Source organism: Paenibacillus sp. RC21 (assembly GCF_044907935.1).
Lineage (GTDB): Bacteria > Bacillota > Bacilli > Paenibacillales > Paenibacillaceae > Paenibacillus > Paenibacillus terrae_A.
Genome location: NZ_JBIYCS010000003.1, coordinates 23,040 through 43,744, shown reverse-complemented (window position 1 = coordinate 43,744; position 20,705 = coordinate 23,040). Strand labels below are relative to the sequence as shown.

At 48.6% G+C, this 20,705-nt stretch carries 23 protein-coding genes; 3 read left to right on the top strand and 20 right to left on the bottom strand.

Annotation, left to right across the window (positions count from 1 at the left end; translation table 11 throughout):
- Window positions 1-69 precede the first annotated feature (69 nt).
- Complete coding sequence (locus ABIA61_RS09955; protein ID WP_283656193.1) at window positions 70-894, bottom strand: alpha/beta hydrolase; 825 nt, start codon at window positions 892-894, stop codon at window positions 70-72.
- A gap of 346 nt (window positions 895-1,240) precedes the next feature.
- The gene (locus tag ABIA61_RS09950; RefSeq protein ID WP_404521043.1) at window positions 1,241-1,540 is read right to left on the bottom strand and encodes a hypothetical protein; all 300 of its coding nucleotides are present in this window, start codon (window positions 1,538-1,540) and stop codon (window positions 1,241-1,243) included.
- Between the two features lie 197 nt (window positions 1,541-1,737).
- On the opposite strand from ABIA61_RS09950, the gene ABIA61_RS09945 reads away from it, so the two are divergent.
- On the top strand, window positions 1,738-2,166 hold the full coding sequence (locus ABIA61_RS09945; protein ID WP_283654711.1) for a hypothetical protein: 429 nt from the start codon (window positions 1,738-1,740) through the stop codon (window positions 2,164-2,166).
- Between the two features lie 227 nt (window positions 2,167-2,393).
- On the opposite strand, the gene ABIA61_RS09940 is transcribed toward ABIA61_RS09945, so the two are convergent.
- The 10 genes from ABIA61_RS09940 to ABIA61_RS09895 all read right to left on the bottom strand — a co-directional run bounded on the left by ABIA61_RS09940 (window position 2,394) and on the right by ABIA61_RS09895 (window position 12,734).
- The gene (locus tag ABIA61_RS09940) at window positions 2,394-3,341 is read right to left on the bottom strand and encodes an ABC transporter substrate-binding protein (RefSeq protein WP_404580662.1); all 948 of its coding nucleotides are present in this window, start codon (window positions 3,339-3,341) and stop codon (window positions 2,394-2,396) included.
- An 88-nt stretch (window positions 3,342-3,429) separates the two neighbouring features.
- Entirely contained in the window at window positions 3,430-4,455 is a 1,026-nt protein-coding gene (locus ABIA61_RS09935) for a FecCD family ABC transporter permease (protein ID WP_283654709.1), read from the bottom strand.
- A complete protein-coding gene (locus ABIA61_RS09930) occupies window positions 4,455-5,540 on the bottom strand; it encodes a FecCD family ABC transporter permease (protein WP_283656192.1) in 1,086 nt (361 codons plus the stop codon). Before ABIA61_RS09930 ends, ABIA61_RS09935 begins: the two co-directional genes overlap by 1 nt.
- A gap of 200 nt (window positions 5,541-5,740) precedes the next feature.
- Complete coding sequence (abnA, locus tag ABIA61_RS09925; protein ID WP_283654708.1) at window positions 5,741-6,715, bottom strand: arabinan endo-1,5-alpha-L-arabinosidase AbnA; 975 nt, start codon at window positions 6,713-6,715, stop codon at window positions 5,741-5,743.
- Between the two features lie 237 nt (window positions 6,716-6,952).
- On the bottom strand, window positions 6,953-8,242 hold the full coding sequence (ilvA, locus tag ABIA61_RS09920) for a threonine ammonia-lyase IlvA (protein WP_283654707.1): 1,290 nt from the start codon (window positions 8,240-8,242) through the stop codon (window positions 6,953-6,955).
- 214 nt (window positions 8,243-8,456) lie between these two features.
- Entirely contained in the window at window positions 8,457-9,296 is an 840-nt protein-coding gene (locus tag ABIA61_RS09915; RefSeq protein ID WP_283654706.1) for a carbohydrate ABC transporter permease, read from the bottom strand.
- A 3-nt stretch (window positions 9,297-9,299) separates the two neighbouring features.
- On the bottom strand, window positions 9,300-10,262 hold the full coding sequence (locus tag ABIA61_RS09910; RefSeq protein WP_283654705.1) for a carbohydrate ABC transporter permease: 963 nt from the start codon (window positions 10,260-10,262) through the stop codon (window positions 9,300-9,302).
- A gap of 27 nt (window positions 10,263-10,289) precedes the next feature.
- On the bottom strand, window positions 10,290-11,582 hold the full coding sequence (locus tag ABIA61_RS09905; RefSeq protein ID WP_283654704.1) for an ABC transporter substrate-binding protein: 1,293 nt from the start codon (window positions 11,580-11,582) through the stop codon (window positions 10,290-10,292).
- A gap of 241 nt (window positions 11,583-11,823) precedes the next feature.
- On the bottom strand, window positions 11,824-12,048 hold the full coding sequence (tlp, locus tag ABIA61_RS09900; protein WP_044647028.1) for a small acid-soluble spore protein Tlp: 225 nt from the start codon (window positions 12,046-12,048) through the stop codon (window positions 11,824-11,826).
- 74 nt (window positions 12,049-12,122) lie between these two features.
- Window positions 12,123-12,734: an alpha/beta hydrolase gene (locus tag ABIA61_RS09895; protein ID WP_283654703.1), complete on the bottom strand. Its 612-nt coding sequence runs from the start codon at window positions 12,732-12,734 to the stop codon at window positions 12,123-12,125.
- Window positions 12,735-12,956: 222 nt separating this feature from the next.
- Here ABIA61_RS09895 and ABIA61_RS09890 point away from each other — a divergent pair, with 222 nt between their 5' ends.
- Together ABIA61_RS09890 and ABIA61_RS09885 are read left to right on the top strand one after the other, a co-directional pair.
- Entirely contained in the window at window positions 12,957-13,268 is a 312-nt protein-coding gene (locus ABIA61_RS09890) for an autorepressor SdpR family transcription factor (RefSeq protein WP_283654702.1), read from the top strand.
- On the top strand, window positions 13,265-13,921 hold the full coding sequence (locus ABIA61_RS09885) for an SdpI family protein (protein ID WP_283654701.1): 657 nt from the start codon (window positions 13,265-13,267) through the stop codon (window positions 13,919-13,921). The genes ABIA61_RS09890 and ABIA61_RS09885 overlap by 4 nt, the downstream gene beginning before the upstream one ends.
- Window positions 13,922-14,048: 127 nt before the next feature.
- On the opposite strand, the gene ABIA61_RS09880 is transcribed toward ABIA61_RS09885, so the two are convergent.
- From ABIA61_RS09880 to ABIA61_RS09845, 8 genes are all read right to left on the bottom strand, one after another.
- Window positions 14,049-14,873, bottom strand: coding sequence for an aldo/keto reductase (locus ABIA61_RS09880; protein ID WP_404521040.1), 825 nt, complete (start codon window positions 14,871-14,873; stop codon window positions 14,049-14,051).
- A 45-nt stretch (window positions 14,874-14,918) separates the two neighbouring features.
- Window positions 14,919-15,212 (bottom strand): putative quinol monooxygenase, encoded by a 294-nt coding sequence (locus ABIA61_RS09875; RefSeq protein WP_044647023.1) that lies wholly within the window; start codon window positions 15,210-15,212, stop codon window positions 14,919-14,921.
- A gap of 359 nt (window positions 15,213-15,571) precedes the next feature.
- Window positions 15,572-16,807 carry a serine hydrolase gene (locus ABIA61_RS09870; RefSeq protein WP_404580661.1) on the bottom strand — a complete coding sequence of 412 codons (1,236 nt, stop codon included), beginning with the start codon at window positions 16,805-16,807 and terminating at the stop codon, window positions 15,572-15,574.
- 186 nt (window positions 16,808-16,993) lie between these two features.
- The gene (locus tag ABIA61_RS09865; RefSeq protein WP_134911173.1) at window positions 16,994-17,419 is read right to left on the bottom strand and encodes an OsmC family protein; all 426 of its coding nucleotides are present in this window, start codon (window positions 17,417-17,419) and stop codon (window positions 16,994-16,996) included.
- A 54-nt stretch (window positions 17,420-17,473) separates the two neighbouring features.
- Window positions 17,474-18,220, bottom strand: a complete 747-nt coding sequence (locus ABIA61_RS09860; RefSeq protein ID WP_404521038.1) for an amino acid ABC transporter ATP-binding protein — start codon at window positions 18,218-18,220, stop codon at window positions 17,474-17,476.
- Window positions 18,221-18,237: 17 nt separating this feature from the next.
- Window positions 18,238-18,885, bottom strand: coding sequence for an amino acid ABC transporter permease (locus tag ABIA61_RS09855; RefSeq protein ID WP_283654697.1), 648 nt, complete (start codon window positions 18,883-18,885; stop codon window positions 18,238-18,240).
- Between the two features lie 85 nt (window positions 18,886-18,970).
- Window positions 18,971-19,831 carry a transporter substrate-binding domain-containing protein gene (locus tag ABIA61_RS09850; RefSeq protein ID WP_044647018.1) on the bottom strand — a complete coding sequence of 287 codons (861 nt, stop codon included), beginning with the start codon at window positions 19,829-19,831 and terminating at the stop codon, window positions 18,971-18,973.
- Window positions 19,832-19,937: 106 nt separating this feature from the next.
- The gene (locus ABIA61_RS09845) at window positions 19,938-20,624 is read right to left on the bottom strand and encodes a TetR/AcrR family transcriptional regulator (RefSeq protein ID WP_404521037.1); all 687 of its coding nucleotides are present in this window, start codon (window positions 20,622-20,624) and stop codon (window positions 19,938-19,940) included.
- Window positions 20,625-20,705 lie beyond the last annotated feature (81 nt).

The following is a 20,705-nucleotide window of genomic DNA, read 5'->3' as shown; positions in this document are numbered from 1 at the left end:
TATAGTGTTACTCTTCCATTTTACTCCGGTGGAGGCGCAATTTCCAATACAATCCGTTACAGCCTGAAATCAGATCATCCAGTGCTGCCAATCCCGCTGAATATTCTCCTGCTCATCCAGCCATTCCAGCGTCCGGTCGATCAACCGCTGCCGCTCTTTACCGGAAGAGAAGGTGTGGTCTCCCTGAAAAATAATCTCTTTGTCGCAGCGTCCCTCTGGACGCATCCAAAATACCTTTTGGAACAGGAATGCATAGTCCACAGGAATGATATCATCCGAGGTTCCGTGAATAACGAGCACATCGCCGTTAAACTTGACGGCCTCCTGAAACGGCTGGAACTGGGCAAGCGACTCAAAATATGAAGGTGTGAACTTATAGCCCAAATAGTCGGCCTGACCGCTTTTCACAGACTCATCGTACACGCTCCGCTCCGTAATTTTAACAATGTCATTGAACGGGTAGCCGACCGCAGACCAAAGCACCAGATTTTGTACTCTCTTGTCCCGTACTGCTGTGAGAAGAGCGACCGCGCCACCCAGACTGTGACCGATCAGCGTCACCTTGGTCGGGTCGATATCTGCACAATTCACGGCATAATCAAGCACGGTACGTGTCTGATTAATCATCGACTCCAGCCCTTGCTTGCCGTATTCACCCGTACTTTCCCCGCAACCTGCAAAATCAAAGCGCAGGACAAAATATCCCCCTTCTGCAAGCTCACGGGCAGTCTTTACGAATAACCGATCTACCCCGATACGATTGCCCACAAATCCGTGGCATATCACTACAAGCGGTACCCGTCTCTGACGGTCTCCTTCATTCGGATTGCTTGGATAATGAATTGTTGCGGCCAGCTCCTCATTTTCAAAGCGAATTCCAATTTGCCGTTCCATCATGATTGTCCCCCTGTTTCAAGCTTCACCGTCACCAACCTGGTATGCTGTATTGGCAACCCTATCTTGCGAAGCTTCTTGTGATGATTAATGATTGGTAATTAATGATTTAAAGCGAATATGTCAAACGTATATTGTAACATGGATGCTCAGCAAAATATCTATTTACTTTAATTCCGATAAGTTTAATAAGTTTTATAGTAAAGTCAGTCTATCATTGCCCTGCTTCCTTGTCAACCTGTCAGTTATAACGGAGAAAAAGGGAACAAATGGCGCTCCCCGCAACGAATAACGGAGAGCGCCATATTGCATTACTTGGCGGGGAAAATTACTTTCATCCCGCAGACTATTCGTAGCTGTTCCTGAACATTTCGTGCGTCTCCGTACGCCCCTCCCATTCCAGTCTGCAAGAGACACCGCTATTCTGATCCTCATGCCATAAGCTGCGGTAGCTCTCTTCGCCCAGATCACCTGCAAACTCGGTATCCTGAGCCCATTCAGCATCGTTCAGAATACGGTACGTCGGGGATGTTCCCTGAACGCTCCGATGACTCACGTTCACAGGTATGGCCTCCACGCTGTTTCTAACTGGAGCGGCTTCCAGCCGTTTATTAACCGTATAACCCGCCTGCTTATCCAGCTTCATGATGCCACATCCTCTCCACATTTACATTCAGGATGCTCCGCCTGCTCACCCTTTATCCAGTTTGAGGAGAATGCAGCGGTAATATACATTTCGCAGATAAAGCCTTTTGCCATCCGCAGCTTACTCACGTATACTGTTTTTGTTACGTATTGGCGGTTCCGCCAGATCGGAATACGCCCGCAAAGCAGGAGGAAGCAATGAATAAAGCCAAAAATTATACACTTATTGCATGGATTGCCTTGTCCATGTTTTTTTTGACACAGGCGATCATCGGATGGTTTGTAACGTTTACAGGCGGAGATGTTGCTCCTTTTGAAAAAGTTAACCTGTCCACCCTGATCATCATCGCCGCAGGAGCCATCCTGCTGGTTGAAGCGCTGATGAATTTTATGGACCGCCCGGAAGAAGGAGAGGAAGCACAGCAGGACTATACGCCCGTGAAGCCCCGCATAGACCTCAAGTCCATCTTGCGGTATGTTGTATTAGTCGTGGTGATTCTCGTCGCCGGGCTGGCCCTGCGCCGCGTACTACCCGTGTTCAGCATTTCACCCTGGGTGAATCTGATCCTTGCTGCCATCGGCTTCATCGGTCTCAAGCCGATTTTTTTACGCAAAAAACGTTCATAAGACGCAATCCTCATCTGTACTTGGAGCTGCCCGATTTTTGTTCGCGGCGGCTCTTTTGGTTATTTTACAACTCCCAATTACGTACATAATATTAGAAAAGAAAGCGGCTGTCGGCTGACCTGAGAATGATCTGGCATCCGACTTGCAGCTTAGGTGTTCGCCAAAAAGCCGTATTCCCCGCCTGCAATAAGTGCATAAGGGAATACGGCTCTGATATATGCTAAAGTTTATTTGGAAAAGAGTTGCTCTGCATTATCCAGAGCGATTTTGTGTCCCATTGCCGAATAATCCAGCCAAGGCTGTCCGTCCAGCATGTAGACATGACCCTGCTTCACTGCTTTGAGTCCTTGCCATACCGCGTTTCCTTCCAGTTGTGTGTACACCTTTTGGGCATCCGCGCCTTTACTAATAATGACAAAGATCGCATCGGCATCATAATCCGGCAAAACCTCCTGGGATACGACCTGATATGCCTTGTTGATCTTTTCCACACCCTTGGCTGGCTTCAAGCCCAAATCCTGATACAACAGCGGTCCTACCGGGCGCTTCATACCCATTACGCGGACTTCCTTCGCCGTAACACGAATAGCCATAACGGTTCCGTCGCCGATTTTTTGGTGGATCAGCTTTTTAACCCGTTCCTGTTGGGCGTCGTAATCTTTCAGGAAAGCGTCCGCCTGCGCTTCATGCTTGACCATAACAGCTATTTTTTTCAGTTGGTCCTTCCATGTGCCCTCGTCCAGATCAAAGACCTCGGTCGGCGCGATTTTTTCATACTTGGCTACATCGGCTCCCGAATATTTTTTGTCGAGAAAAATATGGTCAGGTTGCAGCTCCAGCACGGCTTCCATATCCGGGTCTGTGACAACACCCAGCTTGCGGGTATTTTGGAGACGATCTTTTACATGTGGCAAAAAGTCCTTAACATCTCCGCCAATGACCGAACCAGCCGGAGTAATGCCCAGCGCCAGCAAATTGTTCGTTAAATGAATGGACATAGAAGCAATACGCGAATCCGCGCTGACCGTTTTCTTACCGTTGTCCGCCGCTTTCGTATCGGCAGCTTTGTTGTCTGCTGCTTGTCCACAAGCGGACAGCACCACCATATATAAAATAAGAACCATGCCCACCCATGAACGCTTGATTCCTGAATGATTTGAACCATTTTTTGTCATTACTATTCCTCCTATGTCATAAAAGCTCCATATAAAATGATCTATATAGAAAGCTTCAGCTTGTTGGTTTATGTACCTATTCCATCTGTCATTTCGTACGGGACAGCAAAAATAAAAAATACGGAGCCCCTACCACAGCAACCACCACACCCGCCGGAATCGCATTCGGCTGGAACACAGAGCGTCCAATCGTATCCGCAGTGACCAAAATGACGATTCCGACAAAGCAGGCCACTGGCAGCAAATGCTGGTACATTGGCCCAACCAGACGGCGAGCCAGATGAGGCGCAATCAGCCCAATGAAGCCAATACCTCCAGCCATAGACACACTGGCGCTGGATAGGGCCACGGCTGCACCCAGCAGCAACAGACGCTGACGCTTCACACTTGTCCCGATTCCAGCGGCCGTCTCGTCGCCCAGCGACAGATTGTTCAGGCTGCGCGTCTGTGACAGAACGTAAGGCAACACAATAACTATCCACGGCAGCAAAGCCGCCGCATGTATCCAGTCCCGACCCCATACGCTGCCAGCCAACCAACGTGCGGTGAACGCGTAAGTATCCTCATCGAGTCGCAAGGACCAATACAGCGTTATAGCGCTGAGGCCCGAGGCTACACCGATGCCGGACAGGATCAGACGCACAGGCACGATTCCTCTGTTCCGATTATAGGACAACAGCACAATCAGCACCGCCGCCACGACACCTCCTGCAAAAGTAAACAGGGGGATCAGCACGGCTGCCGATCCTTCAAGATCGCGAAAGAAACTGACGAACATCACCAGTCCCAACGCAGCCCCCGCGTGAAGCCCCAGCACCCCCGGGTCAGCGAGTGCGTTCCGCGACAAGCCCTGCATAACAGCTCCGGCTGCTCCTAATCCGGCCCCAGCCAGTACCGTTACAACGATACGCGGCAGACGGTATTCGAACAGGACGATATGATCACGCCCGCTGCCACCACCAAACAGTGTATCCAGCACACGCAGCGGTGGAATACGAATCGTTCCGGTATTCAAACTCAATACAATGACGGCAAAGCTGATCGCCGCCAAAGCCAAGCAGACGATCAAAGCCTTTGCCCTTCTTGCATCCCCGGTTCCTAAAGAGCGACTCATTACAAATCCCTCCTTTCCTTACGGGCAAGAAAGAGGAAAAAAGGCACTCCGATAAAGGACACCATAATTCCAATAGCGAGCTCCTCGGGCGGATTCGCCATTCTCGCCCCCAAATCAGCCAACACCAGCAGCACAGCTCCCAATAACGCAGACAGCGGTACGATCTGGCGATAATCCACACCGATCAGCTTGCGGGCAATATGCGGAATAACCAGCCCTACAAAGCCAATGGCCCCGGCTGCGGACACGGACAACCCGGCCAGTACCACCACGGTCAGCAGACCCAGCAGCCGGATACGCTTGAGATTTAATCCAAGATTCAGCGCCACCTCATCGCCCATCGAAATCAGGGAAATAGAGCGTGCCAGCCCCATAGACCAGGCGATCACAATCAGCAAAATCGGCGCAAGAATCTCAAGCTGTGACCATTTGATTCCTGCGACACCGCCCGCATACCAAAAGGCTAAATCCTGACTCAGATTAAAATAAATCGCAATTCCCGAAGTCATAGAGCCTAGCAGAGCAGCCGTCACTGCTCCGGATACGGTCAGTCTCATCGGCGTCAATCCCCCGGGCGCGGAAGCTCCCAGACCAAATACCAGCAAGGTGCTCATCAGCGCCCCGAGGAACGACAATACGATTAACGTCCCATAAGGAAGGTTGGGGAAAAAGGCAAAACTTACAGCGACCACGAACATCGCTCCTGCGTTAATGCCCAGCACACCTGTATCTCCCAGCGGATTGCGCGTAATACCTTGAATCAGAGAGCCTGCTACCGCCAGTGCAGCTCCGATGACAGCCGCCCCCAGCACACGCGGTAATCTTAGCTCATGAATGATCTGATGTGTCATCAATGAACGATCATAGTGAAATATCGCCGCCCATACCGTGCCTAAGGTCAAGTCCTTGGCTCCAAGGGAAATCGCGGCAAACATAGCCAAGGCCAGCAACACAGCAGAACCTATGAATAGCAGCGCCTGCCGAATCCGGCCCGCCCGGAGTAAAGGACGGGCTACCAAGGCTACTTCGGGAGCTGTGCCTTCTGTCCGAGCCGCATGTTTATCTGCTCTGCCTTTAAACTGCATTCGTGAGGTCACTCCCTCCATACCTGAAACCACCATAACGCTCATGACGATGGCGATAATGATAATTATTATCAACTTGATTTATAATAGCATGTTTCTATGACATTGCAAGCCAAAAACTGCTCCTCCTATGGAGGAACAGTTTTTGGATATACCTATGTGAGATCGCTATATGGATGACTCCATGTAGCCCACATTTTTTAGTACGTAGGCCAACCTGCGGAGTCCCATTTCAGATCACTAATCAGCAGCTTTGGATTTCCGTTATCAGTCGCATCATAGGCATGACGCGCAATCACACTATTGTTATAAATAGACTGACCGCCCGGTCCCTTCCAACGGTCATTCCCCGCATCCAATACGGTTCCACCGCCATCCATCAGGTTTTTACCACTCTTGTCCACATAAGGTCCAGTGATACTGGTGGAGCGACCATAAATAATTTTGTAATTACTGTTTACACCCTGGCAACAGTTATCAATAGAAGCAAACAGATAATAATAACCGTCTCGGTATGTAACATGTGGAGCTTCCAGACCGCCAGCGGTACGCTTCGCGATGGAATAAATCTGCCCCGTAGGCTTCATCGTATTTTTGTCCAAACGGGTAATTTTCAGGCCTGTGTTCCAGGAACCGAAGGAAAGCCACGGGTTACCGGAAGCGTCAATGACCAGATTCGGATCAATGGCATTATAATCGTTAGAATCCGTCGTACGCAGCACTAGTCCATCATCTCTCCAGCTTCCCGCGCCAATGCTCGTTGCTGAAGTCAATCCAATGGCCGAAATGCGTGACCCGAAAGTAGAAATGGAATAGTAAACCCACACACGTCCATTGTACTTTTGAGCATCCGGTGCCCATACATCATTAGTCTTCTGCTTAGGTACATACGATTTCCACCATGATGGCGGTGACAGGAATATTTGCGGCAATCTGTAAAAATTGCGTCCATCATCCGACCTTTGTACCTGTATTCCCTGACCCGTAGAGAAAATATACCACGCATTGCCTTCCTTCGTGATAGATGGATCATGTACCGCGACATCACCAGTTAATGCCCAATGCTCTGCCGATGCCGAAGGCACCACTGATAGCAATAATGCAGCCGAGGTTACGGCAGCAAACGCCGTTCGAGCCAATTTACCCTGTACTGATTTTTTCCAGGATTTCAACACTCTTACGCACCTCCAAATTCGTTTTATATGATGAGAATCAGGTAATACACTATTACATTAGTGTTTATACTTATGAAGTTACATATATATTAACCTATCAACTTCAGTTTTGTAAACGCTTTATTTCAAATAAAAAGAAATTCATAAACTACGCATAACGTTATGTATCCTGGAGCGACTGGAATCGAATTTTGCAAAATCCTGGTATAAAAAAGGAGCCCCTAGGCTCCTCCCTTGTTAAATCAGCATATTAAACAGATTTTCGTTTTTGTTCAGTTCCGTATATTCGAGCCCCTTGCGGTTCATTCGTTCAATCAAAGGAAGGTAGTCTTCCTTGTGAAACAGCTCAATGCCGACCAGCGCCGGGCCGTTCTCCTTGTCGTTCTTTTTCGTATACTCAAACCTTGTGATGTCATCGTCCGGTCCAAGCACATCCTGAAGAAACTCACGCAGCGCTCCTGCTCTTTGCGGGAACTTTACCATAAAATAATGCTTCAGTCCTTCGTAAATCAGGGACCGTTCCTTAATCTCCTGCATACGGTCAATATCGTTGTTGCCACCACTGACGATGCAGACAACCGTTTTGCCCTGAATCTGTTCACGATACATATCCAATGCTGCTACAGGCAACGAGCCCGCAGGCTCCACTACAATCGCATTTTCATTATACAATTCCAAAATCGCAGTACACGCCTTACCTTCCGGCACCTTCACAATATCGTCCAGGGTACGTGTACAAATGTCATACGTTAACTGACCGACACGCTTAACAGCGGCTCCGTCAACGAACTTGTCTATTTGCTCCAGCGTAACCACCTTGTTCAAACGCATCGCCTCCGTCATCGACGCCGCGCCAAGCGGTTCTACGCCAATTACCTTGGTGGATGGACTGACCGTTTTGAAATACGTGCCTACGCCTGCCGCCAAACCGCCACCGCCGATGGTCACGAACACATAATCTGCTGGCGTATCCAAACTTTCCATCACTTCCATCGCAATCGTACCGTTGCCTGCTATAATCTTCGGCTGATCAAACGGATGGATAAAGGTCATCTCCTGCTCGCTGCACACCTTTATGGCCTCATCATAAGCATCGTCGAACGTATCCCCGGTCAAAATGACCTCCACACTGTTGCCGCCAAAGCGACGAACCTGCTTCACCTTCTGATTGGGTGTTGTGCTCGGCATAAATATTTTGCCGTGAATGCCCAGCGCATTACATGAAAAAGCCACACCCTGCGCATGGTTCCCCGCACTCGCACACACGATGCCCTTTTCCATCTGCTCGGGAGTCAGGCTGCGAATCATGTTGTAGGCTCCACGGATTTTAAAGGACCGCACGACCTGGAGATCCTCTCTTTTGAGATACACGTTACAGTTATATTTGGCCGACAGGACGGCATCCCGCTGCAAAGGTGTACGTACAATGACCTCACGCAGCATATGATGCGCCCGTACAATATCCTCCATGCTGACGGTTGACGCCATCGGGGCCGGATCGGTTTTCTGGGTTTCTGTTGGTTCCATAGGTTCTCCACGCTCCGCCTGAATATGTCTGTATTTGAAATCTTTCAAATATCATACCACGTTTACCTATAGCTTGTGCAGGTCATAGAGCATGAAAATGAGAATGAAAATCAATTATATTCAAAAAAAAGCAGACCGGGGTGAATCCCGACCTGCTTTTCCTGACGTTACACGCTTCTTTTATTCAATCTCTCAATTCATATTACCGCAACGATTATCCTTTTACCCCGCCTGCGGTCATTCCCTCAATAAAGTAACGCTGGAAGAACAGGAACACGACGAGAATTGGCAAAATAGCCAGCACCGACCCGGCGATCAGCACATCATAATTATTACCATACGGCGTAAGCAGACTGGACAGACCAATCGGTAGCGTCAGCATGTCGTTGGTGCGAAGTACGATCATCGGCCATAGGAAGTTATTCCAACTGTTCATCGCCTGCAAAATAGCCATTGCCGCGAATGCGGGCGCCATCAGAGGCATCATAATCCGCACGAAAATGCCATACTCCGAACAGCCGTCAACCCGTGCAGCATCCATAAAATCCTTCGGGACCCCACTCAAATATTGACGGAAGAAAAAGATCGGAATCGGCGCAACGACAAATGGCAGAATGACGCCCCATACCGTGTTAATCAGCTTCATGCCGATCATCAGCTTATAGAGTGGAAGCATAATAATTTCTACTGGAATCATCATCACGACCAGCACTAGCGTAAAAATCACATTTTTCAGCTTGAACCGATACATCTCCAGTCCATAGCCCACCATCGCGGACAATATCAGACATAACACCGTGAATAAAACGGTTATGACAATACTGTTCCAGTACCATTGAAAATAATCCGTCGTCCCCTGAAAGATGAACGCGTAATTTTTCAAGGACATGATGCTCCACTCCAGCTTGAGATTCAAGCCGTACCGCAGCAGCTCCGTCGATGGCTTGAACGAGGCCAGCGTCACGGCAAATAACGGAAACAGGGCAAACCCGGCAAACAGGATGAACAGAACAATGAGCAGTGCGGATAACGGGCCTTTTTGCTTCTGAACCATCGCTTAGTCCTCCTTCCGAAACAAGCCAAAAAATTTGAGCTGGACCAGGTTCAGCAGCAGCGTAAATACGAGCAATACAATGCCTACTGCGGCTCCGAAGCCCATACTGTTTTGCTCCAGACCTTGACGGTACAGATAACCGACAATCGTTAAGCCGATATCATTCGGAGAGTTGTTCCCGTTCCACAGCATGTAGCTCTCCGTAAACATGGACAACCCCGCATAGATACTAATCGTAAATACGTAGATCGTCACTGGTTTTAGCATCGGAATCGTAATCCGCCAAAAGGAATCAAAGCGACTGGCTCCATCAATCTGTGCGGCTTCATACAGCTCGGGGGGAATGTTTTGCAGTCCCGACATGTAATACAACATGTTCACGCCCAGCCATCTCCACAAGGCCAGTACGATCAACGCTAAAAATCCGGTGTTGGCGTTCATCAGCCATTTGTACGGCTCCAGACCGAACGCACCCAGTAAGGAATTCATCAGCGAGCCGTCCAATTCCCCGAACATGAGCCGGAAAATCGTTCCCGCGACCACCACCGAGGTCAGTGCAGGTATAAACATCACCGAGCGAAACAGACCTCTGCCCGGCATTTTAGGAGAATTCAGCAATACCGCCAGCACCAGCGGCAGCGGAATCAGCACCACCAACGTAAGCAAGGTATACAGGACGCTGTTCAGAATCGCTTTTCCAAACGTGGGATTGATCAAATCTTTATAATTTTCCAATCCGACATAAGTCGTTATGCCAGGCAGCACTTCCTGAAAGCTCATAATGACTGTCGAGATGACCGGGTACGCAAAAAACAGCGCAAAAGACAGTAGAAACGGAAGGACAAACACATACGGCGCCGTGCGGCTGGAATGAATAAAGCGGCTCCATCTGCTTCTGGTCGGACGCTGAGGCTTCGGCGGCTGACCTGTCGGTACATTTGCGTTCGTATGAACGGGCGTTGCCATGAATCTCACTCCCTTTCCTATTAGGGTCTATCTCAATTCATCTGCCAGCTCATGCAGCACCGTGGCCGGATCTTCGCCATTCAGCAGTGTTCGGTAAAGTATTTTATTGCGAACTGCACTGGCGATATCAGGCGTTTTCGGTCCGATATGCACCGCATTGATCTCATCTTTTACCTCAATGAGCGTATCAAAAATATTCGTTCCGAAATAATCCGTAAACTTATTCTTCGCTTTGACTTCCGGCATCGTCCATACTTCACTGCGGATCGGATCAAAGCCGAGCTGCTTCCAAATCTCTACATTCCCTTGCTTGGACAGCTTGGCAAAAGCCAGAAAACGCATCGCCAGATCCTGGTGCTTCGATTGGTTCGTGACCACCGTACCGGTTCCGCCCATCCCCGCTGAACGAGAGCCGCCTTTTTCCCACGCTGGCAACGGTCGGATGATGATTTTCCCTTTCAGGTCAGGCATGTAATCCGTAAAACGTCCCATATACCACATCGGCATCCACACCGAAGCGGCCCCTCCTTTGTTCATAAACCCGTAGTATTCCTCCATATGGTGTCCGCCGCCCGGCGCGGGAATGGCGATTTTGTCCTTCACCATTTGCTGGAGAAATTCAAGTGTTTTAATATTCGTTTCGTTATCCAGTGTCAGCTGGCCCTTGTCATCCAGGAAATCCGATTTTTGCTGGGAGATCATCGGCCAGTAATTCCACAGGTCATTCGTCTCCACGGTCGCCATCGGCTTGCCTGTCTTCGCCAGCACTTGCTTGCCCGACGCAGCATAATCTGCCCATGTCACAATGGAATCCGGGTTTACCCCCGCCTGATCCAAAATTTCTTTATTGTAATACATCACTTCGGCTCCGACATGAAAATCAATACCGTAATACTTACCGTCCTTACCGTAAATCTGTACTCTGGAAGGCACAATGTTTTTCAGCTCCGGGTCAATCACCGGATTGAGCGGAACCAGTTGCGGTATCCCTTTGAGGAAATTACCGATCTTGTTCACCTCGATATCCGCAATATCCGGTGCCCCCACCCCTGATTGCAACGCAATCGACAGCTTGCTGTGGTGGTTATCATACGGAAATGTATTCGCTTTCAAAATAATCGGTTCATCAGGGTGCAGTTGGTTCCATTGGTCGGCCATTTGCAGAAAAAACTTCTCATGCAATTCATTAAACGTCCACAATACCAGTTCAGTTCCCGGCCCATCCTGTTCGTCGGCCTTGCCAGAACAGCCTTGCAGCAGTCCAGCCAGCAGAACCACCGCCATGAGCATCAACGCCATGCTTTTTCTTCGCAGCAGCATATCCTTCCCCCTTCGCATGATGAAAAGATGATTCCTTAAAATGATTGCGCTTTCTTTTCTATTTAACATCAAGCCAAATTAGTTTACAAGAACATTATTTATAAGAAATTCATTTTTAGCGCAACACTAGCGCCTACATTGCATTATAGGGGGAAAATGAATTGAATGGGGTTATGATGATTTTTGCATAAAAAACGACCCAACTCGAATTGAAACTCGGAGCTGGGTCGCGTTTTTTTAACTACTCTTGAGAATGTGCTGCTTCGTCCTTCACTTCTTCTCGAAACGATCTAATACTTTCTTTACGGCGATTATTTTTTTCTTCGATTTGCTTACGCTCCTCGTCACTGATTTCAGAGGAAAATTCGTTCAGATACCCTTCAGCTTCATACAGGTTCTGCTGTGTATTCTGAATACTTTGTTGCAAATGTTCAACATTATCGGCTCGATTATCTGGTTTTGCCATTTCGTTTGTCGCCTCCTAATCATGGAATCGCTCACTGGAGCGCTAATCTGTAGCTTGAACGCTATCGGATCATTTTATGCATTAAAATGCTCACCAAACCACTTGCCTGCGGCTTCGGCCTCGGTACGGGTCAATTGGTGACCGTTGCGTTCCCAGTGTGCATCTACCTGCGCGCCTGCGCCTTCCAGCAAGGTTTGCAGCTCACGGGATTCCGCAACCGGAACAATCGGGTCGTTCTCACCGGAAGACATAAATACAGGGACACCGTTCAAATCTGGCAGATTCAGCCCACGCAGCGGCACCATCGCATGGTGCAGAATAGCTCCGCGCAGCGCCTTAGCATCGTGAAAGAGCATGCTGGCCGCTATGTTCGCCCCGTTGGAGTACCCAAGAGCCACAACGTTGTTGCGGTCAAAATCGTATTGCTCCGCAGCCGTATCCACAAATTCACTCAGTTCCTTGGTACGGAATACGAGATCCTCGAAGTCGAACACCCCTTCTGCCAAACGGCGGAAGAAACGCGGCATCCCATTTTCCAACACATTTCCCCTTACGCCTAACACAGACGCTCCCGGTGCTACCAAATCAGCCAAAGGGATCAGGTCTTGTTCATTCCCTCCTGTCCCGTGCAACAGCAAAATAACCGGGGCCTGCGGATGACTTCCTTTACGGAATACGTGTTTCATATATATCCTCCTCTAATTTTTTTATTTTAAATTAAGATTCTTATTTTTGATATAAATGAATTATAGCGAACTTCCCGACCTTTTACAATCGAAATCAGCAAACCTGCTCTAAACCTTTTTCTAAAATGATGTATTTATCCGTTGACAAGTATCATAGCTCTATTTTACTATTGCTTTAGATATTTAGAATATTATCTAAATATCTAAAGGAGGAAATGGATTTTGAATGATGCCTTCAAAGCTTTAGCTGATCCGACCCGGCGTAAAATATTACAGCTCTTGAAAGAGAAAAGCATGAGCGCAGGCGAAGTGGCTGAGCATTTTCAAATCAGCAAGCCCAGCATCTCCCACCATCTGAATATCCTGAAGCAGGCCGCGCTGGTGCTGGATGAGCGACAAGGGCAAAACATTATTTACACCCTGCATACAACGGTTGTCGCGGATGTCATCGGTTGGATGTTCAGCATTGCCCACTCCGATGCCCCTGCGAAACAAAATGCGAATGACATCAAGGATACGGAGGAATCTGAATGAAATCTCGAATGAAATGGAGCTTTACGGATGTTTTGACGACTTTGATTGCCCTATCACCCGCTATAGGGGCTTTGCTGCTGTATGACCGCCTTCCTGCCATGATGGCTTCCCATTTTAGCTTTGACAATACGGCTGACAGATATATGGGTAAAACGGGCGCTATCGTCATGCTGGTGCTGATGGGCCTGATACCGCTATTGTTCCGGTTAGCCCGCTACATGGACCCGAATCGAGCGAATTACGAAAAATTTTCTAAAGCCTACGAAGTAACACGTGCAGGTCTTGCCGTTGTACTCGCTGTAGCCGGTTGGGGCATGCTTCTGTATAGCCTGAACATACTGCTGCAAATGAATACTATAATTTGCGGGTTGGTAGGCCTGATGCTGCTGATGCTCGGTAATTATTTGACTCAGGTACAGCCAAACTATACCTTCGGTATCCGTACACCCTGGACCCTGTCCAATCCTGAGGTTTGGCGTAAAACGCACCGTTTCGGCGGCCCTATGATGATGCTCGGGGGTGCTTCGGGCTTGGTGGCAGCATGGGTCGATGGAGTGGCGGGAACGGTCATTTTTCTTACTGGACTGGCTATATCCGTCGTCGCCCCCATACTCTATTCCTTCCTCCTTTATCGCAAATTAAACCAAAAGTAGGCATGCAGGACGTAGTAACTCTGTCCAGACGGACAAAAGCGTATGAGACGATCCCAATGCATAAATAAACAAAGAACCTCCAAAACCACGATGCACGTGGAATTGAAGGTTCTATTTCATTCTAAAACTAGAACAACAGCTTATCGGGATGAGTGCCCACACGCTCATCAAGATGAAGTGCGTTGATTCGGTTAATATCCTCTTCCGTCAGTTCAAAATCGAACAAGTCGGCATTTTCGCGGATACGATGTGCGGTTACAGATTTGGGAATCGTCACGATACCCCGATCCAGATGCCAGCGCAAAATAACCTGCGACGAGGTTTTGCCGTATTTTGCAGCAATCTCAACGATATCCGCTTGCTCGGTCAATTTACCCTTCATCAGTGGACTCCAGGATTCAAGCTGAATCTGGTGCTCCCGGCAGTATTGATGCAGCTCTTGCTGTGTCAGACGCGGGTGAAGCTCCACTTGGTTGATTGCAGGTACGATATTGCTGTCTTTCAGGAGGTTTTCGAGGTGGTGAACTTGGAAGTTGCTTACTCCGATGGCGCGTACGCTTCCTTCTTCATACAGGCGCTCAAATGCCTTCCAGGTTTCCTTGTACTTGTCCTTGCCAGGCCAATGAATGAGATACAGATCAATGATGTCCAGACCCAGTCGCTTGCGGTTTTCCTCGAAGGCACGCAGTGTTGAATCAAAGCCCTGATCTTCATTCCACAGCTTGGTAGTAATGAACAGTTTTTCTCTGTCCGCCCCGCTGTCACGAATAGCTTGTCCAACCAGTTCCTCATTGCCGTAGATCGCCGCCGTATCAATGTGACGATAGCCCACCTCGATGGCCGTTTTAACTGCTTCGTAGACCTCATTGCCTTCCGCCTTGTACGTACCAAAACCCAGCCAAGGCATCTGAACTCCATTATTCAGTACAGTTGTATCCGCAATGTTCCCCATGTCTATCTCCTCCTGTTCCTGATTATGATTTAGAAAACGGGCTAATTACAGCTTGGTTGCATCCTGAAAAGCATTGACTTGAAGCGGAGCGGCCAGCAATTCTTTAGCTGCGGCAACAAATGCCTGGAAATGGGCAGACTTGTTATGGAAATCTACAGCAGCAGCATCCTTCCACTCTTCAACCATGGTAAAAGCGTTGGCATCATTCAGATCCTGCATCAGCGTGTAGCGTACATTACCTTCTTCGGCTTGTGATGCGCTGATTAATCCTTGGGTTTGTTGCAGAAAAGCCTCTCTTTTTTCAGGTAAAACTTTCATATCAGCATGAATAATAATCATGATATTTTCCTCCTCACATTATGTAACTATTTCTATTATAGACCATTCATTCAACAGATTAAAAGTGCGGGCGTTCCTGTAATACAGTAAAATGGATCGTGTTGGAGAAAAAATCAGGCGAATCGGCACCTATATCTTGCTTGACGGCGGTGAATGCACATGCGTTTTCAGACAAAACTAATCCTTTTCATATCCCTTTTAGTGCTGGTGGTCACCGGGCTGTTGGGATTATCCTTTCGTTATATGATCACCTCTGCCCTGTATGAAATTCCCGCAGGCATCGTGACAGCTATCATTGGCGCACCGTATTTTCTGTATTTCTGTTACGGGAACGCAAGCAAAAAGGCAACGGGTAGGGGTTACATTTCCACCTGTACACCAATGCGCTGATTGATTTCTTTTCTGAACGATTCATCACGCAATAGCCGTTCTTTAAATTCATTCATCATATTTTGCAAGGAGGCATTCGTGAACGGGTCCAGGTCGTTAAAGAAGACCGCCATCTCCGTCGAATGTCCTTCCTTGTCCGTCGCATACATGGCCAGGGTGAGGACATATTCGGTAGATCCGCCCTTTTGTCCGGAATGTTGCAGCCATTCCTGATTTTTCGGATGATCCATCAGCTGCTCCATGACCTCAGACAATAATTTTTGCTCAGCTTTCGAAAAGCCTTGACGGCTATTCAGCTTACTCATCAAGGACGCATAATCCGCCGTCGTCGAAGCTATAAAACGTTCCGTATTCATTCGATCAAATTCCCGATCATACCATGTCGCGATAGCGGCATTTCTCTTATAAGAACCGCTCGTATCACGAGCCAGCTTGTTATGGATCATCTGGGCATGTTGGCGAAACTCCGCATCAGACATCGCTTGAACGGCTGCTTTGGCAGAATTGCTATTTCTTGCACCATCCCATGCCCGTCCCTGGGCCTCTCTCATCCATTCATAAGGAATCAGAATGGAAGATACAAATGGATAAATCGGATCATGATCCTGGAGTCTCAGGTCAGATTTCGTTTGGTTAATCTGTTCCAAGCCCAGTCTGTCCATTAAATACTCGGTATTGGCATTGGAGCTAAACCGAATCATACCTTTAGCGACTTCGCGCATAGACACGGTTCCGTTCTTCAACTGTCCTTTGGCTTCCATCTCCTTCAACCATGCCGGATGTGCGCCACCATTCAGACGCGGTAGATAGAATCGCTCCAGCGCAGTCAGCTTGATCCGTTCATCCGGGTTGATTGTGCCTGCTGCCGCCTGCTTGGCATATTCCACCGCAATCACCGTCTTGACCGTACTCGCCAAGGGCATCATCCGGTGTTCCTCACGACCTGCCAGCTTCTTTCCATCCCTCAGAATCGTAATGGATGCTTTCTCTGGATGTTCCTCTAAAAAGCGCAGCACGCGATGGGCGCTATCCTGCTCAATCGTTTCCTCCTTAGCGTCAGCTGCAATGGCAGTTGCGGGCCGAACAGTATCCGGGGTATTAGCCATTCTGTCCTGCTTCGATGATGGCAATCCCACAGCCATACCAATCACGATGAGTACCGCAGCCAAGCCCACCGCTATGATCACAAGCTGCTTTCGTTTCACTATATACCTCCCCCCGTATGCACTCAGCATACAGGTTTATTTTCCCATTTTTATACTTCAGTTTCTATTGTAAACGAAAACAAAGCATAAAAAGTTTCATTACATGTAATATTTGAAAATAAATTCAAAAAGGAGAGCCTCCCTGCATATAACACAGGTTGACTCTCCTTCACTAACCTTCCACCCTTACGCTGGATGTGGTACTTCTGTTCCGTTTAGGATCAGGTGCATGCGAATCTCCGCTTTTAAGGAATCGGATACGGCACAATATTTTTCCTTACCCATCTGAATCGCTTTCCACACGCGATAATCCGGAACATCGCCATCTACATGGAACGTCAGATCAATCGCTGTAAAACCCTTCGGCATTTCTTCCTTACGCTCACCTTCTGCGTCAATATCAATACGGGTAATGTCCGACAGGAAGCGATCCAGAATCATCGTAATATCAATGCCAATACATCCCGCCAGACCCGCCAGCAGCAACTCCATCGGTGTCATGCCTTTGCCATCGCCGCCATAAGCTGCCGTAGCATCCATCCCAACGGAATAACCGGACGGTCCCTCCGAAGTAAACGCGCGTTTACCGTGCCAAGTTGTAGATACTTTCATGTTCAAAGGCCTTCTTTCCATCTTCATAATGTATAATCTATTCTTATTCTCGCTTCAAAACTCACTAATTTGACGTAAAAATTTCTGTGTTCTCTCATGCTGGGGAGCCTCGAAAAATGCCTGTGGCGCAGCCTCCTCCAAAATCACACCGTCCGCCATAAATACAACCTTGTCCGCCACCTCGCGGGCAAATTTCATCTCATGGGTGACGACAACCATCGTCATCCCGTCCTGGGCCAGCTCACGCATTACGCTCAGCACTTCCCCGACCAGCTCGGGATCGAGCGCCGATGTCGGCTCGTCGAACAGCATAATCGCCGGGTCCATCGCGAGCGCACGCGCAATCGCTACCCGCTGCTGCTGTCCACCGGACAAACGCGCAGGATGAGCATCCTGCTTGTCCGACAAACCCACACGCTCCAGCAACCGCTGTCCGATGGACATAGCCTTGTCACGCGGCATTTTTTTCACTGTCAGCAGCCCTTCAATGACATTGCCGATTGCTGTTTTGTGCGGATACAGATTGAATTGCTGAAATACCATCCCCGTCTGCCTGCGAATATCACGAATGGCCGCTTGCCGGGTACGGAGAGGAGCCGTAGCATTTACCTCGATCCCGTTCACCTCAAACTTGCCGGAAGACAATTCCTCCAGACCGTTCAGGCAGCGTAGCAAGGTGCTTTTACCCGAACCACTCGGGCCGAGCAACACGACGATTTCACGCGCGGCCACCTGAAAATCAATGCTTTTTAACACTTCCATCTGACCGAAGCGTTTACCCAAACCGCTTGTTGTTATCATCCTCTATCATCTCCACCTTAATAAGCTCGGGCCAGACGCTTTTCCACCCGCTCCAGTATAGCGGAGAACCCAATGCTCATGATCCAGTACATGATGCCAATTTCGAGCAGAAACGGCATGTAGCGCAGATACTGTGCCTGTAAAAGTTGTGCCTGACGCATCAGCTCACTTACTCCAATCACCGAAACGAGCGATGTTTCCTTAAGCATACCGACAAATGTATTGCCCATCGGCGGAATCGCAATTCGCACGGCCTGCGGAAGAATGATGCGCCACATCGTTTGACCCGGAGACATTCCGGTTGCATAGGCCGCCTCGGTTTGACCCTTTGGCACCGCTAAAATAGCCCCACGAAACGTCTCCGATAAATACGCCCCTGTATTGATACTCAGTGCAAGACAAGCAGCAGTCAGCGAGCCGAACGATATTCCGTAATCATCCAGTCCATAGTAAATGACCGCAATCTGCACCAAAACCGGCGTTCCCCGAATGATAGATACATAACTGCGCGCCAGCCAACGAACCGGACGATTCCCCTTCAACCGGGCGACTGCCACCACCAAGCCGATCATAAGGCCAAATAGCATGGAAACAATCGTGATATACAGCGTATAATAAGCACCCTTCAACAAAAAAGGGACGTTTTCCCACATTAATTCAAGCATCGGTTATATTCCCTTCTTTCAGACGAGTGGCCCCATGTCAGCATAAAAGCCAAGACCGGAGCCAGACGCCTGTAACAGGCTTACGTTATTCTTTTGGCTCCTCGCCGAACCATTTTTTGAAAATCGTTTTATAGGTGCCGTCTTCCTTCATTTCTTTCAAAGCCTTGTTCAAGGCTGCTTTAAGCTCAGGAGTGTCCTTGTTAATAGCCACACCCGCTTGATCGGATTTGATCGGCTCGCCTACCGCCTTAATCTGGAAGCCGTTTTTATCAACAATGGGCTTGAGCGCATACAGATTGTTGATGGTTGCGTCAATTCGACCAGAGTTCAGATCCTTCAAGGAAGTAATAACATCATCATACGTTTTAATCTCGAAATCGCCAACCTTCGGCAGCACTTCGTTACGCAGATAAGACTCATCATTTGTTCCCAAGCCGACACCAATCGTTTTACCTTTAAAATCCTCCAGCTTGGTAATATCGTTTGTTTTGTTGTTTACGATAATATTTACATTGTTTGTGATATACGGCTCTGTGAAATCAATGACCTTTTCACGGTCTGGCGTAATCGTCACCTGGCTAATCACCGCATCGAATTTCTTCTTTTGCAGACTTGGAATGAGTCCCGAAAATTCTTGTGCCGTGAACTCCGCTTTGACCCCGATACGCTTCGCCAATTCATTCGCGATATCAACATCAAACCCGTCCAATTCCTTTTTATCGTTCAAAAAATTGTAAGGCTGGTACGTACCCATCATTCCAACCTTGATCACTCCTGCCTTCTTGATTGCTTCGAGCTGATTGCCCGCTGCCGCCTCATTGCTGCTGCCCGCTCCGTTGCTGCTGTTGGCAGCTTCCGGCTTCGTTCCGCAAGCGCTCAGCACCAGACTGAACATGGCCAAAGCCATCAGTGTAGTTACAAGGAACCCTCTTTTACGTGTTTTCATGAATCGTTCTCTCCTGTCTGGATGTAAATGATTGAGTACATATGTGTATTTTGGCTCTATTATTCGCCTCTTACTGCCAATTCATGCGATGTGGTCTCCCACCCGCCTAGCCTTGACCCAACAGCCCGTAAAATTCAAAATTAGCCGCTTCTTCCGCCAATTGTTTAGCTGTTACCTGTGTAATGTTGTCATGTGTTCCCTCGGAACCGAATAGCCAGCGTGTAATAACACCTTCGATCATGCTCATGAGCAGCGCTGCCCGTAGTTCGACATCCAATTCAGCGGGTAGCATGTTCAGCTCTATCGCTCGCTCCATATTGCGTCGAAAGGCCAGTTCCATCGCGATTCTCGTCTCCCGAATACTCTGTCGTACCGGTTCATCAACACCGCTGCCGATCAGGAGTAATCCCATCAGATAGCGGTTCTCCAATGCAAAATCAAACAGACGGACAAACAGCGCTTCGGACGCTTTAACCATATCAGCCAGCGTACCTGCATCACGGCGGTATCCTTGTCCTATCGCTGCCAGCAGTTGTTCGCGGCCTGTAGCGATAATCTCCAGTGCCAGCGCTTCTTTACTTTTAAAATGCCAATAAAACGTGCCTTGGGCCACTCCGGCCTCCACCACGATATCTGAAATCTTCGTTTGATGGTACCCTTGCTCGGCGAATCGCTTCAACGCAATGTGAAGAAGCTGCGTTCTGCGATCGGTTTCGGCTGTTTCTTCTCCCGCGTGATCAACCAATGGTTCATTCGCGGTAGTCTTGGACTGCTTCGCCTTCCGTGGCTGCATGGATTTCCTCCTCCCGATTGATCAGTCAGTCAGTTTCGTATTTTTTAATCCTATAGGATAAGTATACTTTTGTCAAACGAA